The organism is Dactylosporangium sp. NPDC051541 (assembly GCF_044454505.1).
GTDB lineage: Bacteria > Actinomycetota > Actinomycetes > Mycobacteriales > Micromonosporaceae > Dactylosporangium.
This window is the reverse complement of record NZ_JBITDU010000001.1, coordinates 1,731,059-1,750,295: the sequence shown is the minus strand read 5'-3', so window position 1 is coordinate 1,750,295 and position 19,237 is coordinate 1,731,059. Positions and strand designations below refer to the sequence as shown.

19 protein-coding genes are annotated in these 19,237 nt (G+C 71.4%); 5 read left to right on the top strand and 14 right to left on the bottom strand.

Annotated elements, in window-relative coordinates:
• Nucleotides 1-7: 7 nt before the first annotated feature.
• The 6 genes from dxs to ACIA8L_RS07890 form a co-directional block, all read right to left on the bottom strand.
• Nucleotides 8-1,978 (bottom strand): 1-deoxy-D-xylulose-5-phosphate synthase, encoded by a 1,971-nt coding sequence (gene dxs, locus ACIA8L_RS07915; protein ID WP_395901575.1) that lies wholly within the window; start codon nucleotides 1,976-1,978, stop codon nucleotides 8-10.
• Between the two features lie 81 nt (nucleotides 1,979-2,059).
• Nucleotides 2,060-3,319, bottom strand: a complete 1,260-nt coding sequence (locus tag ACIA8L_RS07910; RefSeq protein ID WP_395901573.1) for an ABC transporter substrate-binding protein — start codon at nucleotides 3,317-3,319, stop codon at nucleotides 2,060-2,062.
• Between the two features lie 73 nt (nucleotides 3,320-3,392).
• Complete coding sequence (locus ACIA8L_RS07905) at nucleotides 3,393-4,544, bottom strand: hypothetical protein (RefSeq protein WP_395901571.1); 1,152 nt, start codon at nucleotides 4,542-4,544, stop codon at nucleotides 3,393-3,395.
• An 85-nt stretch (nucleotides 4,545-4,629) separates the two neighbouring features.
• Nucleotides 4,630-4,989 carry a hypothetical protein gene (locus ACIA8L_RS07900; protein ID WP_395901569.1) on the bottom strand — a complete coding sequence of 120 codons (360 nt, stop codon included), beginning with the start codon at nucleotides 4,987-4,989 and terminating at the stop codon, nucleotides 4,630-4,632.
• Nucleotides 4,990-5,074: 85 nt separating this feature from the next.
• The gene (locus ACIA8L_RS07895) at nucleotides 5,075-5,800 is read right to left on the bottom strand and encodes a type I 3-dehydroquinate dehydratase (protein ID WP_395901567.1); all 726 of its coding nucleotides are present in this window, start codon (nucleotides 5,798-5,800) and stop codon (nucleotides 5,075-5,077) included.
• A 70-nt stretch (nucleotides 5,801-5,870) separates the two neighbouring features.
• Nucleotides 5,871-7,445: a TROVE domain-containing protein gene (locus ACIA8L_RS07890; RefSeq protein WP_395901565.1), complete on the bottom strand. Its 1,575-nt coding sequence runs from the start codon at nucleotides 7,443-7,445 to the stop codon at nucleotides 5,871-5,873.
• A 95-nt stretch (nucleotides 7,446-7,540) separates the two neighbouring features.
• On the opposite strand from ACIA8L_RS07890, the gene ACIA8L_RS07885 reads away from it, so the two are divergent.
• Nucleotides 7,541-8,311 (top strand): RNA ligase family protein, encoded by a 771-nt coding sequence (locus tag ACIA8L_RS07885; RefSeq protein ID WP_395901563.1) that lies wholly within the window; start codon nucleotides 7,541-7,543, stop codon nucleotides 8,309-8,311.
• Between the two features lie 18 nt (nucleotides 8,312-8,329).
• On the opposite strand, the gene ACIA8L_RS07880 is transcribed toward ACIA8L_RS07885, so the two are convergent.
• Both ACIA8L_RS07880 and ACIA8L_RS07875 read right to left on the bottom strand, forming a co-directional pair.
• A complete protein-coding gene (locus ACIA8L_RS07880; RefSeq protein WP_395901561.1) occupies nucleotides 8,330-9,526 on the bottom strand; it encodes a class I SAM-dependent RNA methyltransferase in 1,197 nt (398 codons plus the stop codon).
• Nucleotides 9,523-11,526: an APC family permease gene (locus tag ACIA8L_RS07875; RefSeq protein WP_395901559.1), complete on the bottom strand. Its 2,004-nt coding sequence runs from the start codon at nucleotides 11,524-11,526 to the stop codon at nucleotides 9,523-9,525. The genes ACIA8L_RS07880 and ACIA8L_RS07875 overlap by 4 nt, the downstream gene beginning before the upstream one ends.
• Nucleotides 11,527-11,626: 100 nt before the next feature.
• Between ACIA8L_RS07875 and ACIA8L_RS07870 the strand changes: the two genes are divergently transcribed.
• Nucleotides 11,627-12,292, top strand: a complete 666-nt coding sequence (locus ACIA8L_RS07870) for a potassium channel family protein (RefSeq protein ID WP_395901557.1) — start codon at nucleotides 11,627-11,629, stop codon at nucleotides 12,290-12,292.
• The gene (locus tag ACIA8L_RS07865) at nucleotides 12,289-12,984 is read left to right on the top strand and encodes a potassium channel family protein (RefSeq protein ID WP_395901790.1); all 696 of its coding nucleotides are present in this window, start codon (nucleotides 12,289-12,291) and stop codon (nucleotides 12,982-12,984) included. The genes ACIA8L_RS07870 and ACIA8L_RS07865 overlap by 4 nt, the downstream gene beginning before the upstream one ends.
• 222 nt (nucleotides 12,985-13,206) lie before the next feature.
• On the opposite strand, the gene ACIA8L_RS07860 is transcribed toward ACIA8L_RS07865, so the two are convergent.
• The 4 genes from ACIA8L_RS07860 to dut all read right to left on the bottom strand — a co-directional run bounded on the left by ACIA8L_RS07860 (nucleotide 13,207) and on the right by dut (nucleotide 15,743).
• Complete coding sequence (locus ACIA8L_RS07860; RefSeq protein WP_395901555.1) at nucleotides 13,207-13,938, bottom strand: DUF3159 domain-containing protein; 732 nt, start codon at nucleotides 13,936-13,938, stop codon at nucleotides 13,207-13,209.
• A gap of 71 nt (nucleotides 13,939-14,009) precedes the next feature.
• The gene (locus ACIA8L_RS07855) at nucleotides 14,010-14,402 is read right to left on the bottom strand and encodes an OB-fold nucleic acid binding domain-containing protein (RefSeq protein ID WP_395901553.1); all 393 of its coding nucleotides are present in this window, start codon (nucleotides 14,400-14,402) and stop codon (nucleotides 14,010-14,012) included.
• A 64-nt stretch (nucleotides 14,403-14,466) separates the two neighbouring features.
• Complete coding sequence (locus ACIA8L_RS07850; protein WP_395901551.1) at nucleotides 14,467-15,252, bottom strand: DUF3710 domain-containing protein; 786 nt, start codon at nucleotides 15,250-15,252, stop codon at nucleotides 14,467-14,469.
• A complete protein-coding gene (gene dut / locus ACIA8L_RS07845) occupies nucleotides 15,249-15,743 on the bottom strand; it encodes a dUTP diphosphatase (RefSeq protein WP_395901549.1) in 495 nt (164 codons plus the stop codon). Before dut ends, ACIA8L_RS07850 begins: the two co-directional genes overlap by 4 nt.
• A gap of 90 nt (nucleotides 15,744-15,833) precedes the next feature.
• On the opposite strand from dut, the gene ACIA8L_RS07840 reads away from it, so the two are divergent.
• Entirely contained in the window at nucleotides 15,834-16,325 is a 492-nt protein-coding gene (locus tag ACIA8L_RS07840) for a DUF3093 domain-containing protein (RefSeq protein ID WP_395901548.1), read from the top strand.
• 276 nt (nucleotides 16,326-16,601) lie between these two features.
• On the opposite strand, the gene ACIA8L_RS07835 is transcribed toward ACIA8L_RS07840, so the two are convergent.
• Both ACIA8L_RS07835 and ACIA8L_RS07830 read right to left on the bottom strand, forming a co-directional pair.
• Nucleotides 16,602-17,432, bottom strand: coding sequence for a hypothetical protein (locus tag ACIA8L_RS07835; protein ID WP_395901546.1), 831 nt, complete (start codon nucleotides 17,430-17,432; stop codon nucleotides 16,602-16,604).
• A 506-nt stretch (nucleotides 17,433-17,938) separates the two neighbouring features.
• Entirely contained in the window at nucleotides 17,939-18,235 is a 297-nt protein-coding gene (locus ACIA8L_RS07830) for a DUF4193 domain-containing protein (protein WP_395901544.1), read from the bottom strand.
• Between the two features lie 415 nt (nucleotides 18,236-18,650).
• On the opposite strand from ACIA8L_RS07830, the gene ACIA8L_RS07825 reads away from it, so the two are divergent.
• Nucleotides 18,651-19,199: a LytR C-terminal domain-containing protein gene (locus ACIA8L_RS07825; protein WP_395901542.1), complete on the top strand. Its 549-nt coding sequence runs from the start codon at nucleotides 18,651-18,653 to the stop codon at nucleotides 19,197-19,199.
• Nucleotides 19,200-19,237 lie beyond the last annotated feature (38 nt).

The following is a 19,237-nucleotide window of genomic DNA, read 5'->3' as shown; positions in this document are numbered from 1 at the left end:
CGAAGCGTCAGCGGCGCGGGGCCCGGGTCCGGGCGGCCGCCGGGCTGACCGGCAGCGGGGCCGGCTCGTCCATGCCGCTCACCCACTCGGTGACCTGCCGGGCCACGTCCTGGGCGGTCAGGCCCAGGTCGGCCAGGATCTCGTTGCGGGAGCCGTGCGGGTGCCAGCCCTGCGGGACGCCCAGGTCGCGCAGCGGCACCCAGACGTCGGCGTCGCGCAGCGACTTCGCCACCGCGTCGCCGACACCGCCGGTGCGGACGCCGTCCTCGAGGGTGACCACGAGGCGGTGCTCGCGGGCCAGGGCGACCAGCTCGACCGGGACCGGGCGGACCCAGCGCGGGTCGACCACGGTGACGCCGTAGCCCTGCTCGGCCAGGCGGGCCGCCACCTCGACCCCCATGTGCGCGAACGCGCCGACGCTGACCAGCAGCACGTCCTTGCGGTCGCCCTCGGCCAGGACGTCGACACCGCCGAAGCCGTCGACGCCGCCGACCCGGCGCAGGGCCGGCAGGTCGGCCGGGACGGAGCCGGTCGGGAAGCGCACGACCGTCGGGCCGTCCTCGATGGAGACGGCCTCGCGGAGCTCCTCCCGGACCGTCTGGGCGTCGCGGGGCGCGGCCAGCCGCAGCCCCGGTACCACCCCGAAGACCGACATGTCCCAGATGCCGTAGTGCGACGGGCCGTCCGGGCCGGTGACGCCGGCGCGGTCGAGCACGATCGTGACCGGGAGGTTGTGCATGGCCACGTCGAGCAGGACCTGGTCGAAGGCGCGGTTGAGGAACGTGGCGTAGACGGCCACGACCGGGTGCAGGCCACCGATGGCCAGGCCCGCGGCCGACGTGATCGCGTGCTGCTCGGCGATGCCGACGTCGTAGGCCCGCTCCGGGTACTTCCGCATGAGCTTCGCGATGCCGGTCGGCTCGGCCATGGCCGCGGTGATGCCGACGATGTCGGCCCGCTCGTCGGCGATCGCGACGAGCTCGTCGGCGAAGACGCCGGTCCACTTCACCGAGGCCGGGGCCAGCAGCTTGCCGGTCTCGATGTCGAAGGCGCTGCTCGGGCCGTGCAGGCAGTCGGCCTCGTCCTCCATCGCGGGGCGGTAGCCGAAGCCCTTGCGGGTCACCGCGTGGACGATCACCGGGGCGCCGAAGTTCTTGGCCTTGCGCAGCGCCGACTCGACCGCTTCCCGGTCGTGGCCGTCGACCGGGCCGACGTACTTGATGCCCAGGTCCTCGAACATGGCCTGCGGCGCGACGGCGTCCTTGATGCCCTTCTTGACCGCGTGCAGCACCTCGAAGAGCGGCGGCCCGACCAGCGGCGTGCGGCCGAGGGAGTCCTTGACCAGGTCGAGGACCTTCTCGTAGCCGGGGTTGAGGCGCAAGTTGGACAGGTGGTCGGCGAGCCCGCCGATGGTCGGCGAGTAGGAGCGGCCGTTGTCGTTGACGACGATCACCACCGGGTTCTTGGCCGCGGCGATGTTGTTGAGGGCCTCCCAGCACATGCCGCCGGTCAGGGCACCGTCGCCGACCAGGGCGACCACGTGCCGCGGCTCGCCGCGCAGCGCGAACGCCTTCGACAGGCCGTCGGCGTAGGACAGCGCGGTCGAGGCGTGCGAGTTCTCGATGATGTCGTGCTCGCTCTCGGCCCGGCTCGGGTAGCCCGTGAGCCCGCCGCGGCGGCGCAGGAGGTCGAAGCCGTCCTGGCGGCCGGTGACGATCTTGTGCACGTAGGCCTGGTGGCCGGTATCGAAGAGGATGCGGTCCTTCGGGGAGTCGAAGACGCGGTGCAGAGCGAGGGTCAGCTCGACCACGCCGAGGTTCGGACCCAAATGACCGCCGGTCCGCGAGACCTTCGCGATCAGGAAGTCGCGGATCTCCGCGGCGAGCACATCGAGCTGCTCGGCGGTCAGATTACGAAGATCACCCGGGGCGCGGACCTGGCTCAGCATCGGCTCGGCCTCGTTCTCTTCTGTGCTCATGCCCGCCGAGTCTAGTGCGGCCGTGCAGCCACGCACGTTGGCCGAACGAATCTTGACAGGTTCCACACATCCCGGCCTCAGTCAGGAAACAGTCCGGCCGGCCGCCACGGCCTGCGCGAACTTGGCCGCGTCCCGATCCTGCACGAATGCCGTCAAAGCGGTGTCGATCGTCGCGTTCCAGGCGGTGTCCGCGACCACCCCGTGGGTGAGCGAGCCCACCACCCGGGTGGCGGCGTCGGCCCATTCGGCCACCGCGGCCGCCAGATAGCCCGTGTACTTCGCCCGGTCGGTGTCGGTCCGCGCGGGCACGGAGCCCTTCTGCGGGTTGAACGCGTCCTGCCCGCCCACCGAACCGCACTCGACCAGCCATTTCCGGGCCGCGCCGGCGTGCGGGGCGCCGCGCGGGAGCGTGAAGGAGTCGGACAGGAAGTTGTAGATCCCGTCCGTCCCCGGGCTCGCCACGACGCCGTAACCCTCCGTGAACACCAGGCTTTTCGTCCGCAGGTAGGCGTCGGCCCAGTCGCCCATGAGGTTGTACGCGGCGCCCCCGCCGATCACCTTGTCCAGCGCGGGCTGCCAGTCCCCGGCCGGCGTGGCGATGTCGGAGCGGGCGAGCACGTCGGTGAACAGCCGCAGCGCGGTCAGCACGGCCGGGCTCGACCAGTCGGTGCCGCCCGTCCACAGCTCGGCGTAGGTCTGCGCGCCCAGGGTCCCGAGCAGGACGTTCTCCAGCAGGTGCTTCTGCGTCCAGCCCGGCCCGATCGACAGCGGCGTCAGGCCCTTCTTCGCGATCGCGTCGGCCTGGGTCAGGAAGTCGGCCCAGGTCGCCGGGGGTGTGAGACCGAGCGTGGCCAGCGTCTTGGGGCTGTACCAGAGCAGGTTGGACCGGTGGATGTTGACGGGCACGCAGTAGATGGCCCCGTTCACGGTGATCGCCTGGACGAGGCCGCCGGGCAGCTTGTCCAGCCAGCCCTGCTCCTCGTACAGGTCACGCAGGTCCTCGACGTAGCCGGCCTTGATGTCCTCGGTGAGCTCCCGCCCGGCGTGCGCCTGGTAGGAGTCGGGCGGGTCGTCGTTCTGCAGGCGGGTGGCGAGCACGGTCTTGGCGATGGTGCCGGCCCCGCCGGCCACGGCCGCGTTGTCGAAGGCGACGCCGGGGTTGTTGCGGGCGAAGTCGGCGACGAGGGCTTCCAGGCCCTCCTTCTCCCCCGGTCCGGCCCACCACGAGAACACCTCGACCTTGCGGTCCGGCTCCGCCCCGGTGGACCCACCGCCGCCGCAGCCGGGCAGGGCCAGCGCCGCGATCCCGGCGGCGAGCAGACCCCTCCGGCTGACTCCCATGCCTAGCAGTATTCTCCGACAAATCGGGCCTTTGATGCAGTACCGCCAAAACGCCTTCGGTTTTCCGGAGCGCTCAGATCGCGGTGGGCGGTGGCGCCAACCACTGCGACACCGGAGCGACCGGGACGCCGGCCTCGGCGGCCAGGTGCGCGGTGGTCAGCCCGGGGTCGGTCCCGGCCCGCAGATCCGCGTAGGCGGTCACGGTGAGGACGTCGGTGAACAGCTTCACCGCCGCCTCCAGCAGGGTCGTGACGAGCCGGCTCACGACGATCGCGGTGATCACGGTCGAGGTGAGCGCGACGTTCGACGCCGGCCCGGTCCCGAACGACGCCGACTCGGTGCCGCCCATGGCCGTCTCGATGATCTGCCCGACCAGGTAGGAGATGACGCCGACCAGCAGGGACAGGCCGATGATGGTCGCGATCCGGGCGATCGCGCTGCCGAAGTCGCGGTGGAACAGCTGGAAGCAGCGGGAGATCGCCCCCGAGCCGCGCTCGAACGTGACGACCGCGGGCAGGATCACGAACACCGCGTAGAGGTAGATGCCGGGCAGGACGCACAGGCAGAACCCGACCAGCATCATGAGCGCGGCCAGCAGGCTCCAGCCCCACAGCGGCAGGAACCGGCGCACGGCCAGGGCGAACGCGGGCCCGAGACGCGGCGGCTGCCCGGCCGCGACAGTGACCGCGATCTGGTTGCCGGCCACCGTGATCAGGCTGCCGACCATCCCCGCCACCACCGCGCCGAGGAACAGCAGGAGGAACGGGGCGAGCAGCGGCGTCAGCGACGGTGCGCTCTCGGACGAGTTGGCGGTGTCGATGAAGTCGGCGGTCACCCGCAGGCTCCAGATGGCCTCCGGGATGACCACCGCGAGGGTCAGCACAAACCCGATGAGCTGCAGGATCGCGAGCTGCTTCCAGGCACCCTTGAAGATCGTGATGCTGCGCTGCCACCAGCCGCTGTAGTCCGGGCTGATCATGGGGTCGAACCCGGCCTGGGCGGTGGACAGCGGGATGCCGTAGCCGCCGGCCGGGACGCCGTACTGATACTCGGGCGTCGGCGCCTGATACACGACGTAGGCCTGGGACGGGTCATAGGCCGCGGGCCGCAGCTCGGCCGGGGGCGGCGGCGGTCCGGCCGGAGGTGGCCCGGGCGGCCCGGCCGGAGGCTCCTGCGGCGGGACCACCGGCTCGTCCGGTCCGGGCGTGGTCGGGGGCTGGGTCATGACTCCTCCGTCTTCGCGATCCGCGCGCTGCCGCTCGCCTCAAGAAGATAGAGGTCCCCCGCCAATCCCGCTGACCGGTCCCCGCTCAGCGGGTCGGGGCCGGCACCATCTGCGAGTAGACGACGGTGCACACCAGTCCGAGCAGCCACACGCCGCCGGCCACCCACGCCGCCCGCTCACCGAGCGCGGCCGGCGCCTTGCCGCGCAGCGCCTGGATCGCCAGCGCGGCCGCGGCCACCATCAGCGCCACCCCGATGCCCCAGACCGTCCAGTCGGCCGGGCCGCGGTCGACCTTGAGCTTGGTGAGCCCGAGCACGGCCCGGCCGATCGCGAACACGAACGGAATCGTGAACACGACGACGATCTGCGCGACCGTCTTGCGCAGCGCCCGCCACGGGTCCCGCCGCGGCCGCTCCTCCTCCGCCGGGTCATACGGATAGCTCATGCCGTCGCCTCCGCAGGCTCCGGCGCCGGCCCGAGCTCCACCCTGTGCCTATGATTCGCGGCCACTCCGCTCCGCTGCGTACCGCTCATGCCTGCGCCCCGTACTCCGGCGAGAACAGCGTCAGCAGCCGCTTCGTCTCCTCGAACGGCAGCTGCCCCGGGGCCGGACGACCACCGATGGCCGAATACGTGACGCGCGACCCGAGCAGCGGGAACAGGACGCGGGACCCGGCCCCCTCGGCGCCCATACCAATGACAATCATCCGGGGGTACTGCAGCAGCAGCCCGGCGAGCACCCTGAGGTCCTCGGACCCGTGCGTCATCGTGCTGATCTTCACGACGTCGGCCCCGGCGGCCTGCGCGCTCGCCACCTTCGCCCGCAGGACGTCCGCGTCCGGCGTCTCGTCGAAGTCGTGGAACGACACGATCACCGGCACATCAGCGGCCCGCGCGGCCGCGACCACCCCGGGCAGGACGGCATCGGAGGAGAGCTCGACGTCGACCGCGTCGACCGCGGGCACGACGGCCTCGAACAGGCGCAGGCGGGCCGCGTCGTCGCCGGGCCAGTATCCACCCTCGGCCTTCGACCTGATCGTGGCCAGGGTCGGCAGGCCCGCCGCCCGGAACGGCGCGATCGCGGCCAGCACGTCGGCCGGCTCGACGCTGCGATGCCAGTCGATGCGCAGCTCGGCCAGGTCGACCCCGAGATCCCGGGCCCGCGCGGCGTGGCCCGCGGCGTCCTCGTCGCCGAAGCTGACCGCGACCAGCGGCGCACCGCCGGAAAGCCGCGCCCGCAGCGTCTGCGTTGCCACCAGAGACTCCCCCTGCCCATCAAGACAGGGGGAGTCTACGGTGCCGCGCTTCGCCGGTGCCGCACGCCGGTCAGAAGGGCCAGTCGCCGTGACGCCCGGCCTCCAGCAGCGGGATCATCCCGAAGCCGGCGTCGGACAGGCCGCCGAACGTCCAGCGGTTCGCCGTCGCGGGCGTGTGCCCGAGCCGGTAGCCGGCCAGGTTCCAGGTGAAGATCGGGACCGTCGCCGGTACCGCGTCCGACACCGACCCGTCGTAGGACGCCTGCTCGTCGGTCAGGATCACCACCCGGTCGTGGCCCTTGAAGTGCTTGCGCACCGCCGTGGCCGTGTTGGTGCCCTGGCCGTGGAAGTGCCCCTCGGCCCGGAACCGCTCGATCGCCTTCAGCACCGACTCGCCCTTGCGCAGCTTGAACACCGTCGAGCCGGTCGAGAACGACACCACGTCCGCGCCCGCGCACCGGGTGCCCAGGGCCACGCCGAAGACCACCGCCGCGTCCCAGCGCATCAGCGTGCCGTCGCGGGAGAACGTGGAGTGCATCGAGCCCGACGTGTCGATGAGCACCAGCGTCCGCCCCGGCAGCGCCGGCACGTTGGCCAGGCTCGCCGTCAGCGCCTGGTCCAGCGCCCAGCTCCAGCGCAGCGACGGCGCCGCCCGGTAGGCCGACAGGAACCGCATCGGCAGCTGCCGCGACCGCGCGACCCGCTCCGGGTCGGCCAGCTCGGCCGCGACCGGGGCCGCCGCGCCGTCGGCCACCCCGGCCTGGTCGAAGTTGCGCAGGTTACGCAGCCGCGCCATGTAGCCCATCGACGGCAGCAGCGCGGTCCACAGGGCCGCCTTGTCCAGCGTCGTCCCGCCACTCATGGACAGCGCGTCCTCCCAGGTCATACCGGCCGCGCGGAGCCGGTCGGCGTCCAGCAGGACCGCCGGGTCGCCCGCCGCGTCCGCGCGCAGCCGCTCGTTCGCGGCGATGACGGCCAGGGACTCCGGCACCGGCAGGTCCTCGCGGCCGTGCCGGCGCCCGAGCGCGTAGGCGAACAGGTCGCCCTGCCACGGCGCGGCCGGGCCCGGGTGCGTGAGGTCGATGACGTCGCCGAACCGGAACGCGTGGCTCGCGGTGTCGTACTTCAGCAGGTTGCGCTCGGTGTAGAGGCGCTGTACGGCGTCGGCGATGCCGCGCTTGACGGGCTTCGGGACGGCCCGGCCGTACCGCGACATCCAGTACGCCAGCAGCTCCCCCGGCTCGTCGGCGCGCTGCAGGACGTCCGCGACCACCTTGCGGTTCTCGCCGTTCGCCGGCGCAGCGGCCGCGAGCCGCCCCTGGACGAACTCGGCCGCTCCGACAACGGCGGCGGTGCGCAGGTTCGCGCCCCCGCGCAGCCACGCCAGGAAGCGCCCGGTCCAGTCCGGGTCCGCGACCGCGGCCGCGCGGACCAGGCGGGAGTACCGCTCGTCGCGCTCGCCGGCCCGCTCGTAGAACGTCTGCTCGCCGACCATGTTGGTCACGGCCAGCAGGAACAGCTCCGACTTGAGGTCGCGGGCATACCCGGCGCCGCCCTCGTAGGTCGGACCGGCCACCCGCGCCGGCCCCGCGACCGGGCCGCGCCCGACCGCCGCGCGCATCTTGCGCACATTGAGCTTCGCCATGATTGGTTTCACCCGCCTTCGCGTTTGTGTAGGCGGCGACCGTACCCCCGGAAAAATGGCTCGTTGTTTGTTTTTCTTTCGCCCATCCTGGCCGGATGACTCGCTTCGACCTGCGGGCGGCGGATCTCCGGGCGTTGAACTCGCCGACGAAGTACCCGTCGATCCCGACCTACCACGAACTCGACCCCCGTAACGGCGGCCTGCTCGAGTCCGCGACCGCGTTCCCCGGCGACGTCATCGCGACCGAGAAGGTGGACGGCACCAATAGTCGCCTGGTGCTGTTGCCCGACGGCAACTATCTGATCGGCTCGCGGGAGGAGCTGCTCTACGCGCGCGGTGACCTGATCGGCAATCCGGCGCTGGGCATCGTCGAGCAGCTGCGCGCGGTCGCGGACCGGCTCATCGCGGTCCACGACGGCGGCATCCACGTCTACTGCCTGGAGCTGTACGGCGGCAAGGTCGGCGGCGCGGCCAAGCAGTACACGAAGGACTCGGCCCGCTTCGGCTGGCGCCTGTTCGACGTGGTCCTGCTCGAGAATTGGGCGACCGCGCTGACCTGGCCCCAGGCGCAGATCTCGGCCTGGCGGGAGGCGGGCGGCCAGCCGTACGCGGACGAGGAGCGGCTCCAGGACCTGGCCGCGACCGCGCGGCTGGAGCTGACACCGCGGCTGTTCCGCGCGGACGCGCTGCCGACGTCGATCGAGGGGATGCGGGAGCTGCTCACGTCGCGCCTGCCGGAGACGCTGGTCGGTCTGGACGGCACGCGCGGGCGCGCGGAGGGCATCGTGTTCCGCACCCCGGACCGCAAGGTTATCGCCAAGGCCCGGTTCCAGGACTACGCGCGGACGCTGCAGCGGCGGTCCTAGGACTGTCCGGGGGCCGTCCTAGCGCGGGGTGAGCAGGCCGATGGTCTCGAAGTGCATGGTCATCGGGAAGCTGTCGTACGCGCGGACGGCGGTCAGGTCGTAGCCGAGCTCGCCGAACGTGCGCACGTCGCGGGCGAAGGCGGCCGGGTCGCAGGCCACGTACGACACGGCCCGCGGCGACCGGGCGGCGATCGCCTCCACCACGGCGCGGCCCGCGCCCGAGCGCGGCGGGTCCAGGACGACCAGGTCGACCCGCCGCCAGCGCGGGTTGGCCAGGACCTGGGCCACGTCGCCGCGGGCGAACGTCACGTTGGTGAGGTCGCGCAGGGCCCGGCGGCCGGCCGCGACCGCGCGCGCGTCGGCCTCGACGACCGTGACCGGGCCGCAGTGCGGGGCCAGGGCGGCGGCGAACACGCCCGCGCCGCCGTAGAGGTCCCAGGCCCGCTCGGCCGCCTCGGGTGCGAGCTGCTCGAGCACCGTGGCCGTGAACGCCTCGACGGCGTGCGGGTGCACCTGCCAGAACCCGCCCGCGGCGAGGCGCCACTCGTGCCCGGCCGCGCGCTCCCGGATCTGCGGGACGGGGCCGGACGGCGGCCCGGTGCGGTTGGCCCGGGGCAGGATCGCGGTGTCCCCGGCCGACGACGCGGCCGCCTCGACGGTCGAGCCCGGTGGCCATTCGCGGTCCGTGATCGGCAGGGCCTGGACGGCCGGGTGGGCGATCCGGCAGCGGTCGATCGGGATGACGTCGGAGCTGCGGTGGGGGTGGAACCCGGCCCGGCCTTCGCCGTCGACGGCGTACTGCACGCGGGTCCGCCAGGACAGCGGCCCGCCCGGCAGCGGCATAACGGATATGTCGGAAATATCGCTCAGCCCGCCGAGCCGCCGCAACTGCTCGACGAGCACCTGCCCCTTCAGCCGGCGCTGCGCCTCCCACGACGCGTGCTGCCAGTCGCACCCGCCGCACGCGCCCGGGCCGGCGAACGGGCAGGGCGGGATGACCCGGTCCGGCGAGGGCAGCAGGATCTCCACCGCGTCGGCCCGCAGGAACCCCTTGCGCTCCTCGGTGACCCGGGCCAGGACCCGCTCCCCCGGCAGCGCGTGGCGGACGAACACGACCTGGCCGGCGTGCCGGGCGACGCAGAACCCGCCGTGCGCGACCGCACCGACCTCGACCTCGAGCAGCCCGGCCCCGGCCCGGGCGTGGCTCTGCGTCACGACTCGGGCGTGGCCGACGAGCGCGGCCCCCGCTTCGGGCCCCGGCTCAGCGTGGCGTCCATCCGGTCGATGTCGACGCCCTCGATGGAGCTGAGCTGCCACGGCACGCTGGTGACCATCACGCCCGGCTCGAACAGCAGCCGGCCCTTGAGCCGCAGCGCGCTCTGGTTGTGCAGCAGGTGCTCCCACCACTTGCCGACGACGTACTCGGGGATGAACACGGTCACGACATCCCGCGGCGCGCGCTGGCGCTTGTTGCGCACGAAGTCGAGGATCGGGCGGTTGATCTCGCGGTAGGGCGAGTCGACGACGGTCAGCGGGACCGGGATGCCCCGCTGCTCCCACTCCTCCTGCAGCGCCCGGGTGTCGTGGTCGTCGACGTTGACGGTGAGCGCGGTCAGCGAGTCGGGCCGGGTGGCCTGGGCGTAGGCGACGGCCCGCAGCGTCGGGCGGTGGACCTTGGAGACCAGCACGATCGCGTGGTTGCGGGCCGGCAGCACGGGCCGGACCTCGGAGGGCTCCAGCTCCCGGGCGACCGTGTCGTAGTGCTTCTTGATCCCGACCATCAGGAAGTAGATGACGATCATGGCGATGATCGCGATGTAGGCGCCGAGCAGGAACTTCGTGATCAGCACGACGATGAGCACGGCGCCGGTGAGCGTGAGGCCGATCATGTTGATCGTCCGGGACCGGATCATCCGGTTGCGGGCCTGCTTGTCGCGGACCGTGCGCAGCAGCCGGTTCCAGTGCCGGATCATGCCGGCCTGGGAGAGCGTGAAGGAGACGAAGACGCCGACGATGTACAGCTGAATGAGCCTTGTCACTTCGCCGTTGAACCCGATGATCAGGATCATCGCGGCCAGGGCGAGCAAGATGATGCCGTTGGAGAACGCCAGCCGGTCGCCGCGGGTGTGCAGCTGCCGGGGCAGGTAGCGGTCCTGGGCCAGGATCGAGCCGAGCACCGGGAAGCCGTTGAACGCGGTGTTGGCCGCCAGGAACAGGATCAGCGCGGTGATGACGCCGACGACGTAGAGCAGGATCGACCCGGACCCGAAGACCGTCTGCCCGAGCTGGGTGGTGACCGTCTTCTGCACGTAGTTGGCCGGGCCGCTCTCGATCTGGCTCGGGTCCTCGACGAACTTCAGCCCGGTCCGGTTGGCCAGCAGGATGATGCCCAGCAGCATGGTGATCGAGATCGCCCCGAGCAGCAGCAGCGTGGTCGCCGCGTTCTTGCTCTTGGGCTCCTTGAACGCCGGCACGCCGTTGGAGATGGCCTCGACGCCGGTCAGCGCCGCACACCCCGAGGAGAACGTCCGCAGCAGCAGGAAACCCATGGCCAGCTGGCTCATGTTCGTGTGCTCGGCGTGGATGACCAGGTCGGCGCTGGGCGCCCGCAGGTCGTCGCCGAGGACGAAGATCTTGAAGAACCCGGTGATCACCATGCCGATCATGACGATCATGAACCCGTAGGTCGGGATCGCGAACGCCGCCCCCGACTCCCGGATGCCGCGCAGGTTCAGCGCCGTGAGGATCGCGATGGCGATGATGGAGATCGCCACCTTGTGCGTCGCCACCCACGGCACGACCGAGCCCAGGTTGGCCACGCCGGAGGCGGTGGAGACGGCCACGGTGAGGATGTAGTCCACGAGCAGCGCGCTGGCCACGGCCACGCCGAAGCGCGGACCGAGATTGACCGTGGCCACCTCGTAGTCGCCGCCGCCGGACGGATACGCGTGCACGTTCTGCCGGTAGCTCGCGACGACTGTGAGCATCACCACTGCGACCGCGAGCCCAATCCACGGCGAGATCGTCAGCGCCGTGGCGCCCGCGATCGACAGTGTCAGCAGGATCTCATCCGGGGCGTAGGCGACCGACGACAGCGCGTCGGAGGCGAACACCGGTAGCGCGATGCGCTTGGGCAGCAGCGTGTGTTTCAGCCGGTCCGAACGGAACGGTCGGCCCAGGAGCAGCCGCTTTGCGAGGGAGGTGGGACTGGCCACGACGCCTAAGCGTACGGGCACCGCCGCCTCCCGTTGCACCGGTCGCCTTCCCGCATGACATCCTCGACTCTGACTGCTTCAGGGGACCGGAGGCGCCGACGTGCACGTCGTGATCATGGGCTGTGGCCGCGTGGGATCCACGCTGGCGCAGAGTCTCGAGCAGCGCGGACATTCGATCGCGGTGATCGACGTCGACGCCGACGCCTTCCGCCGCCTCGGCGGGGAGTTCCACGGCACGACCGTCACCGGGGTCGGCTTCGACCGCGACGTCCTGCTGCAGGCCGGCATCGAGCGGGCCGACGCCTTCGCCGCCGTCTCGTCCGGCGACAACTCCAACATCATCTCGGCCCGGGTGGCCCGCGAGACGTTCGGCGTGGAGCGGGTCGTGGCCCGCATCTACGACCCGAAGCGGGCCGAGGTCTACGAGCGCCTCGGCATCCCGACCGTCGCCACCGTGCGCTGGACCGCCGACCGGATGCTGCGCCACCTGGTCCCCGAGGGCAACGTCGAGGTCTGGCGCGACCCGACGAGCACCGTGTCGATCGTCGAGGTGCCGCTCCACCCCGACTGGATCGGGCACACCGTCGAGCAGCTCGAGGCTCGCAGCGGCGCCCGAGTGGCCTATCTCATGCGCTTCGGCCTGGCGATGCTGCCCACCGAATCGACCGTGATGCAGGACGGTGACCTGGCCTTCATGCTGCTGACCGACGAACTGTCGGCGGCTGTGGCGAAGGTCACCGGCTCGGCGCCCGAAGGGGGCAACTGACCATGCGCATCGCGATCGCGGGGGCCGGCAACGTGGGCCGGTCCATCGCCAAGGAGCTCGTCGACAACGGCCACCAGGTCATGCTCATCGAGCGCGTGCCGAAGATGGTGCGCCCGGAGCGGGTACCGGCGGCGGAATGGATCCTGGCCGACGCCTGCGAGCTGGCCAGCCTCCAGGAGGCCGACCTGTCCTCGTGCGACGTGGTGGTCGCGGCGACCGGCGACGACAAGGTCAACCTCGTCGTGTCACTGCTGGCGAAGACCGAGTTCGCGGTGCCGCGGGTCGTCGCCCGGATCAACCGGGCCGAGAACGAGTGGCTGTTCAACGAGCAGTGGGGCGTCGACGTCTCGGTCAGCAAGCCGCGGCTCATGGCGGCCCTGGTCGAGGAGGCGGTGTCGGTCGGCGACCTGGTCCGGCTGATGACGTTCCGCCAGTCCGAGGCCAACCTGGTCGAGATCACGCTCCCGGAGACCGCGCCCTACGTCGGCCACCCGGTCCGCGACGTGCCGCTCCCCCACGACGCGGCCCTGGTCGCGATCCTGCGCGGCCGCCGCGTCCTCGTCCCGACCCCGGACGACCCGCTGGAGTCCGGCGACGAACTCGTCTTCGTCGTGACCTCCGAAATGGAAGACACCGTGCGAGCGGTGATTCTCGGCGAGGACAGCATTTCCAAGAAGGGGCAAACCTCGTAAAGGCCAACGGCTTCAGGGGAAAGAGCGAGGGCCTGACTCGGGTCCGCGGTGGGCGCGACCGCCGCTCCCGCCAGACAGCGGTCGGCCCTGGGGGCCTCCCTGCCAGGTCCGCGCGATTGCGGACCTACAAGCCAAGTCCGCATCCGCGGACCGCAAAGAGCAAGATCCGCGATTGCGGACCTTTCCAAAAGACCCGGAAAGCCTCGAAAGCTCTGCGGAGCTTTAGGAGTCCGCTTCGGCGGGCTCTTCGGCTGCCGGCTCGGCCGGTTCTTCGCGGAGGATGCGGCGGGCCTGCCAGACGGTCAGGGCGGCCAGCAGGGCGTAGGGAGGCCAGCCGAGGGCCAGGCGGGCGATGCCGAGCAGGTCGTCGGAGTCGGCGCTGGTGTCCCGGTAGATCAGGATCTGCACGCCGAGCTTCAGCGCGTAGACGAGGGCCCACAGGCCGGTCAGCCACATGAAGGCCCGGCGCAGGCGGGTGTTGTCGTACCAGCGGGTCGCGCCGCCGTCCAGGGTCACCGACCACAGCCAGCCGACCAGCGGCCGGCGGAGGGCGATCGAGCCGAGCATGCCGATGACGTAGCCGACGGTGAGCAGCATGCCGGGCAGGTAGACGTCCTTGGCATCGCCGCTCTTCCAGGCGATGTAGGCCCCGATCGCGATGCCGAACACGCCGTTGAGCGCGTGCCGGATCGGCTCGCGGCGGGCCAGGCGGTAGACGGCGAGGGACAGGGCCGCGCCGACCGCGATGATGAGCGACGTCTGCAGCGACCACCACTTGAAGTGGTCGCCCAGGAAGTTGACCACGATGAACAGCGTGATCGGGATGCTGGACTCCACGAGTCCGCGCACACCGCCCAGCTGCTGCGCCATCTGCACCGAGAACGGCGGGAGCGGCTCCTCCTCGTCCGCCTCGGCCGCGGGTTTGGTCGGGCTTCCTGGGTTACCTGGCTGCATCCGTCCTCATCACGGTCATTGCACAATCACGGTCTTTGCACAATCACGGTCTGTTCAGCATCGCGGTCTGTTCATCGGGGTGTGTCGAGCTCGTAATACGGGTTGTAGAGCACCTTACGGCCATCGCGGACCGCGATGCGCCCCTTCGCCGTGATCGCTCGACCGGGCTCGATGCCGGCGATGTGCCGCCGGCCCAGCCACACCAGTGTGACCAGGTCGCTGCCGTCGAAGAGCTCGGCCTCGAGGGTCGGCAGATTGGTGCGCGGCGTGTAAACAACCGTGCGCAGCCGCCCCTTGAGACTCACGATCTGCCCGCGCCGGCACGTGAGCGCCGGCATGCTGCCGCACTGCTGCGCGTCGCGCTGCAGTTCTTCCGCGTCGAGCTCGCTGTCGCTCGCGGTCAGCCGGCGGAAGAACTTCCGCAGGCCCCGTTCCCCGACCGCGTTCTCACTGTCCGTGGCCATGATGACGGTGCCACCCTTCCTCGGCCGCCATGACACCCTCATTACGACGGTACGCGCTTTTTCCCTACTTGCGACGTGGCCTTGGTGACGGCTTGCGGCGGCTCGACCCGCTACCATCCGCGCCGTCGGCGGCGGACCCGGCGTTGGGCTCGGCGTTCTCCCCGGCGGCGGCCCCGGCCTCGCCGTCGGTGACCTCCTTGGGCAGGTGCAGCGGCAGCGGCTCGCGCACCGGCATGGCCTCGTTGCCGCGGTCGACGACGAGGTTGCGCAGGCACTCCAGCAGCGGCGGGGCGGCCTCCGGGTCGATCGCGGCCGGGCCCTGGAACACGGCCCGCACGAGCCAGCGGGGCCCGTCGACGCCGACGAAGCGGATGTCGGTCAGGCCGTCCGGGGTCCGCACCCGGGCCCGCAGCTCGGTGCCGTAGTCGCCCTGGGCCTCCTCGGCCGCGACGCCGTCGTTGAACAGCTGCTTGCGGATCTCGGCCCGGACCTCGTCCCAGATGCCCTCGCTGCGCGGCGCGGCGAACACGCCCAGCTGGAGCGCGCTCTCCTCGAAGACCAGGACGATCTGCTGGATCTTGCCGTCGTTGTCGGCCTGGACCCGCACCTCGACGTTCTCGACCGCGGGCACCTTCAGGGAGCCGAGGTCGAGCTGGGCGATCCCTTCGGGGGCCTCGGTGACGTCGTAGGGGCCGTCCACCCGGTCCGACTTGCCGGCCCGCGGCTCGCCGTCCTCGACCGCGTCGAGGTCGTCGTCCAGGTCGCGGTCCAGGTCACGGTCGAAGGTGTCGCCGCCCTGCGGGCCCGACTTGGCGTGCCGGCCGCTCCCGCGATTGCGCGAGAAGATCACTGCTCTGCCTCCAAATTCGCGGCCGGGGCCGCAGTCCGCGCTGCCGGGACCAGCCCGGCATGCCCGCCGGTGGACCCGTGGCCACCGGCCCCGCGCACAGTATCGGGAAGGTCGTCGACGACGTGGAAGTGTGCCCGCTCCACGCGCTGGATCACAAGCTGGGCAATTCGGTCACCCCGGGATATCTTCGCCGATATCACTCGATCGTGATTGATGAGGTTCACCAGGATTTCGCCCCGATACCCGGAGTCGACCGTCCCGGGGGCGTTGACGATCGACACGCCCAGCTTCGCGGCGAGCCCGGAGCGCGGGTGCACCAGGCCGACATACCCCTCCGGCAGCGCGATCGCGATCCCGGTCCGCACCAGCGCCCGCTCGCCCGGCCCCAGCTCCACGTCCTGCGCCGCGTACAGGTCGGCACCGGCGTCGCCCGGGTGCGAGTAGGCGGGCACCGGCAGATCCGGGTCCAGCTGCCGCACGAGTACGTCCATATCCCATGAACCCCTTTCCTTCGCCTGCCATCCTGCCCCGTCCGATGCCGGTGCGAACACGTACCCTCGCCTACACGTACCCTCGCCTGCATGCACGAGCCCAACCCGTACCGCGAGCGACTCAGCCTGTCGTGGTGGCTCTGGCTCCCCGCGGTGGCCGTCGCCGGCGCACTGGCCGCCGAGGTCAAGCTGGGCGCCCCGGGCGCGGCGACCTGGGTCGCCTACCTGGTGCTGCTGCCGCTGACGGTGGCCGGGCTGTGGTGGCTGGGCCGCATCCGCATCGAGGTGTCCAACGGGGAGCTGCGGGTCGACGACGCGCACATCCCGCTGCGGTACGTCGGTGAGGTGACGCCGCTGGCCCCGACGGACAAGCAGGACCTGCTCGGCCCCTACGCCGACCCGGAGGCCTTCGTCATCCAGCGCCCCTGGATCGGCCCGGCCCTGCGGGTGGACGTGCGCGACGCCGCCGACCCGACCCCGTACTGGCTGATCAGCACCCGCCGCCCGGACGCCCTCGCGACCGCGATCCGGCAGGCCCAGGGCGTCGCTTCCGGAGGCGCCGGAGGCCCGGCACAGACCTAGGCCGCCGGAAGGCTCTGGACGGCGTTCCTAGCGGCCGGAAGGCCTTGGACGGCGTCCGGTTCCGGTTGAGGTGGTTCGGCACCGGCCTGAGGGCTTGAGCGGCGTACGGCTCCGGTTCAGGCGGATCTGGACCTGCTTCCGGTTTCGGCGGTCCGAGGTCTGGCGTCGCTCCCAGGTCTGGCGCCGCTCCCAGGTCTGGCGCCGCTCCGAAGTCTGGCGCCGGTCCGATCGATCGCGGGCCGGCTTCGGGGGTGGCGGTCCGAGGGCCGGGCCGGTTCAGGACTCGATGACCCGGTGGCCCTGGCCTTTGAGGTCCTTGCTGATCTCGGCGCCCAGTGACTGGGTGGCCCGGCGGTTCAGGAAGCCGCCTACGGCCGCGCCGGTCAGGAAGGGGCCCATGGTGCTCAGGTTGCGGCCGAAGCGCTTCAGCAGCCGGTCGCGTAGCTCTTTGCGCAGCGCGGTGCCCATGGCGGCCGCGACGCTGCCGCCGACCCGCAGCGGGTTGATGCCCCGGCGCTCGGCCCAGGCCTGGATCAGCGCGATCGCCCGCTGCGACCCCGAGCCCGGGATCGGGCGGCCGTAGACCGCGTGCAGCTCCCCGATCAGCTTCATCTCCACCGCGACCACGGCGACCGTCTCGGCGGCCAGCAGGACCGGCGCCGAGAGCAGGGTCGGGGTCGCGACCCACTCGACCGCGGCCACCCCGCCACCGGCGGCGCCGATGCCGGCCGTGACCCGGGCCGCGTTGCGGATGAGCCGGTCGGCCAGGGCGTCGCCCTCCAGGCCGTTGTAGTGCGCCCGCAGCGTCTCCAGGTCCCGCAGTGGGATGTGCGGCGCGACCCGGGTCACCGAGTCGGTGATCCAGCCCAGCGCCTTCTTGGGCCGGAACAGGTCCCGCACGCCGCGCTCGCCGACCTCCAGCCGGACCAGGCGGCCCAGCAGGCGGCGGCGCTCCTTGACCGGGACGTCGTCACCGGTCAGCGCGACCACGGCCCGCGAAAGTTCCGCATCGTCCGCCGGGCCGGCCAGTGAACCTGGTCCGACCTGCCCTTCCGGCTGGACGGGTGCGTTTTCGGCCGCCTCGTCGGCAGGCACCGGCTCGACCATCGTGAACCTCCGCAGGTAGTCGATCGCCGCTTCAGTAACTGAAGCACGCCGACGCCAGTTCCGCGTGATCAACTCCGCCCGCGAAATCACCCGCGCGGAGCCGCCGTTTTCATGCCCGTTTCACGTCGTCCCCATGCACGCCGGTTTGTGCACACCGGCACCTTCGGGGCCTGACTCGGCTCCCCCGCCGCATGACACCGGCCGCACGCACGCCTGCCTCATGCCCGCCACGCCTCGTGCCCGCCCGGCTTATGCACACCGGCACCCTCGGGGCCTGACACGGCTTCCTGCCGCATGACACCGGCGTCATGCACGTCTGGCCTCATGCACGCTCGGCTTGTGCACGGCTTGTGCACGTCGGCCCCCGTGCGCACCGGCTCGTACACGCCCGGCTTGTGCACGTCGGCCCCGTGCGCACCGGCTCATACACGCCCGGCTTGTGCGCACCGGCCACTTGCGCACCGGTCGCGGGCGTGATGCCACTCACGCGTGATAACTGGCGGGGCTCACGCGCACTCGCGGCAGATCAGCTCCCCGTTGCGCTCGGCCGCCAGCTGGCTGCGGTGGTGGACCAGGAAGCAGCGCGAGCAGCGGAACTCGTCCACCTGCATCGGCAGGACCTTGACCGTCATTTCCTCGTCGGCCAGGTCGGCGCCCGGGAGTTCGAAGTTCTCGCCGAGATCGGTGTCATCGACGTCGACGGTCGCAGACTGCGCGTCGGTCCGCCGGGACTTGAGCTCCTCGAGGCTGTCCTCCCCGAGGTCGACCTCGTCGCGACGCGGCGCGTCGTAGTCGGTGGCCATCGGTGTTCACACTCCCATTTTCGTGTCGCCGGGTCGGTTGGGGCGCCCGAAGCAACGTCGTCTTCAACGTCCAAAGGCGGCGTACCTTACCGCCCTTGTGCGTTTGTTGTACGCCCGCTCGCGGAAAGTTGTTCCCACTGTGACCGAGGCGACACAACGATCTTGCACCATCCGGGTCACTCGGGCTCGCCGGCCAGCCGCACGGCGATGCGACCATACCCGCCCGGACCGATTTCCGTGGGCAGTCGTCACGCAACGGGGAGTGGGAACTTTGCGGTACCTCCGGTGGGGACTTCAGCGGTTCTCCCGGTCAGGCGCTAACCTCTCCGGCAGCCAGAGCGTCTTCTCTGGTGACGGACTTTGATGCCGGCGGGCGCAGGATGGCGCCGCCCGGCGTGGGCGCGGGGAGCGGGCCATGAGTTTTGCGCGGGTGAGGGCACTCGCGGTGGTGGGCGTCCTCATAGTGGCCGCGGCGATCTTCGTGATCGTCGCGGTGGTGAAGGACCACCAGGGCGGTCCGGCCGCGGACGGTGGCAAATGCCCCGAGGGCTCGGTGCTGGTCGACGCGAAGCTGCCCCGGCAGCAGGACGTCAAGGTCACCCTGTTCAACGCCACCAGCCGGCAGGGCACCGCCTCGGACGTGGCCAGCGACCTGCTCAGCCGCCAGTTCAAGGAGGCCAAGGTGGTCACCGCGGCCCCCAACCCGCCGGTGAACAAGGTGGAGAACCAGGTTGCGGTCATCCGCTTCGGCCCCGCGACCGTCGGCGCGGCCTGGCTCGTACGCGCGTACTTCCTGGACCGGGCCGACGACCAGTTCGACAAGGCCCGCCTCGACGACAAGGTGGAGATCATCCTCGGCGGCAAGTTCAAGCAGCTGCCGACCACGACCGAGGTCAACCAGGCCATCGCCGCGCTCGGCAACCCGCAACTGCCGACCGGCACCTGCGCGAAAGACGACAGCTGAGCCGCTTTCCGCGTGACTTCGCTCTGGAGCCCGCGGAG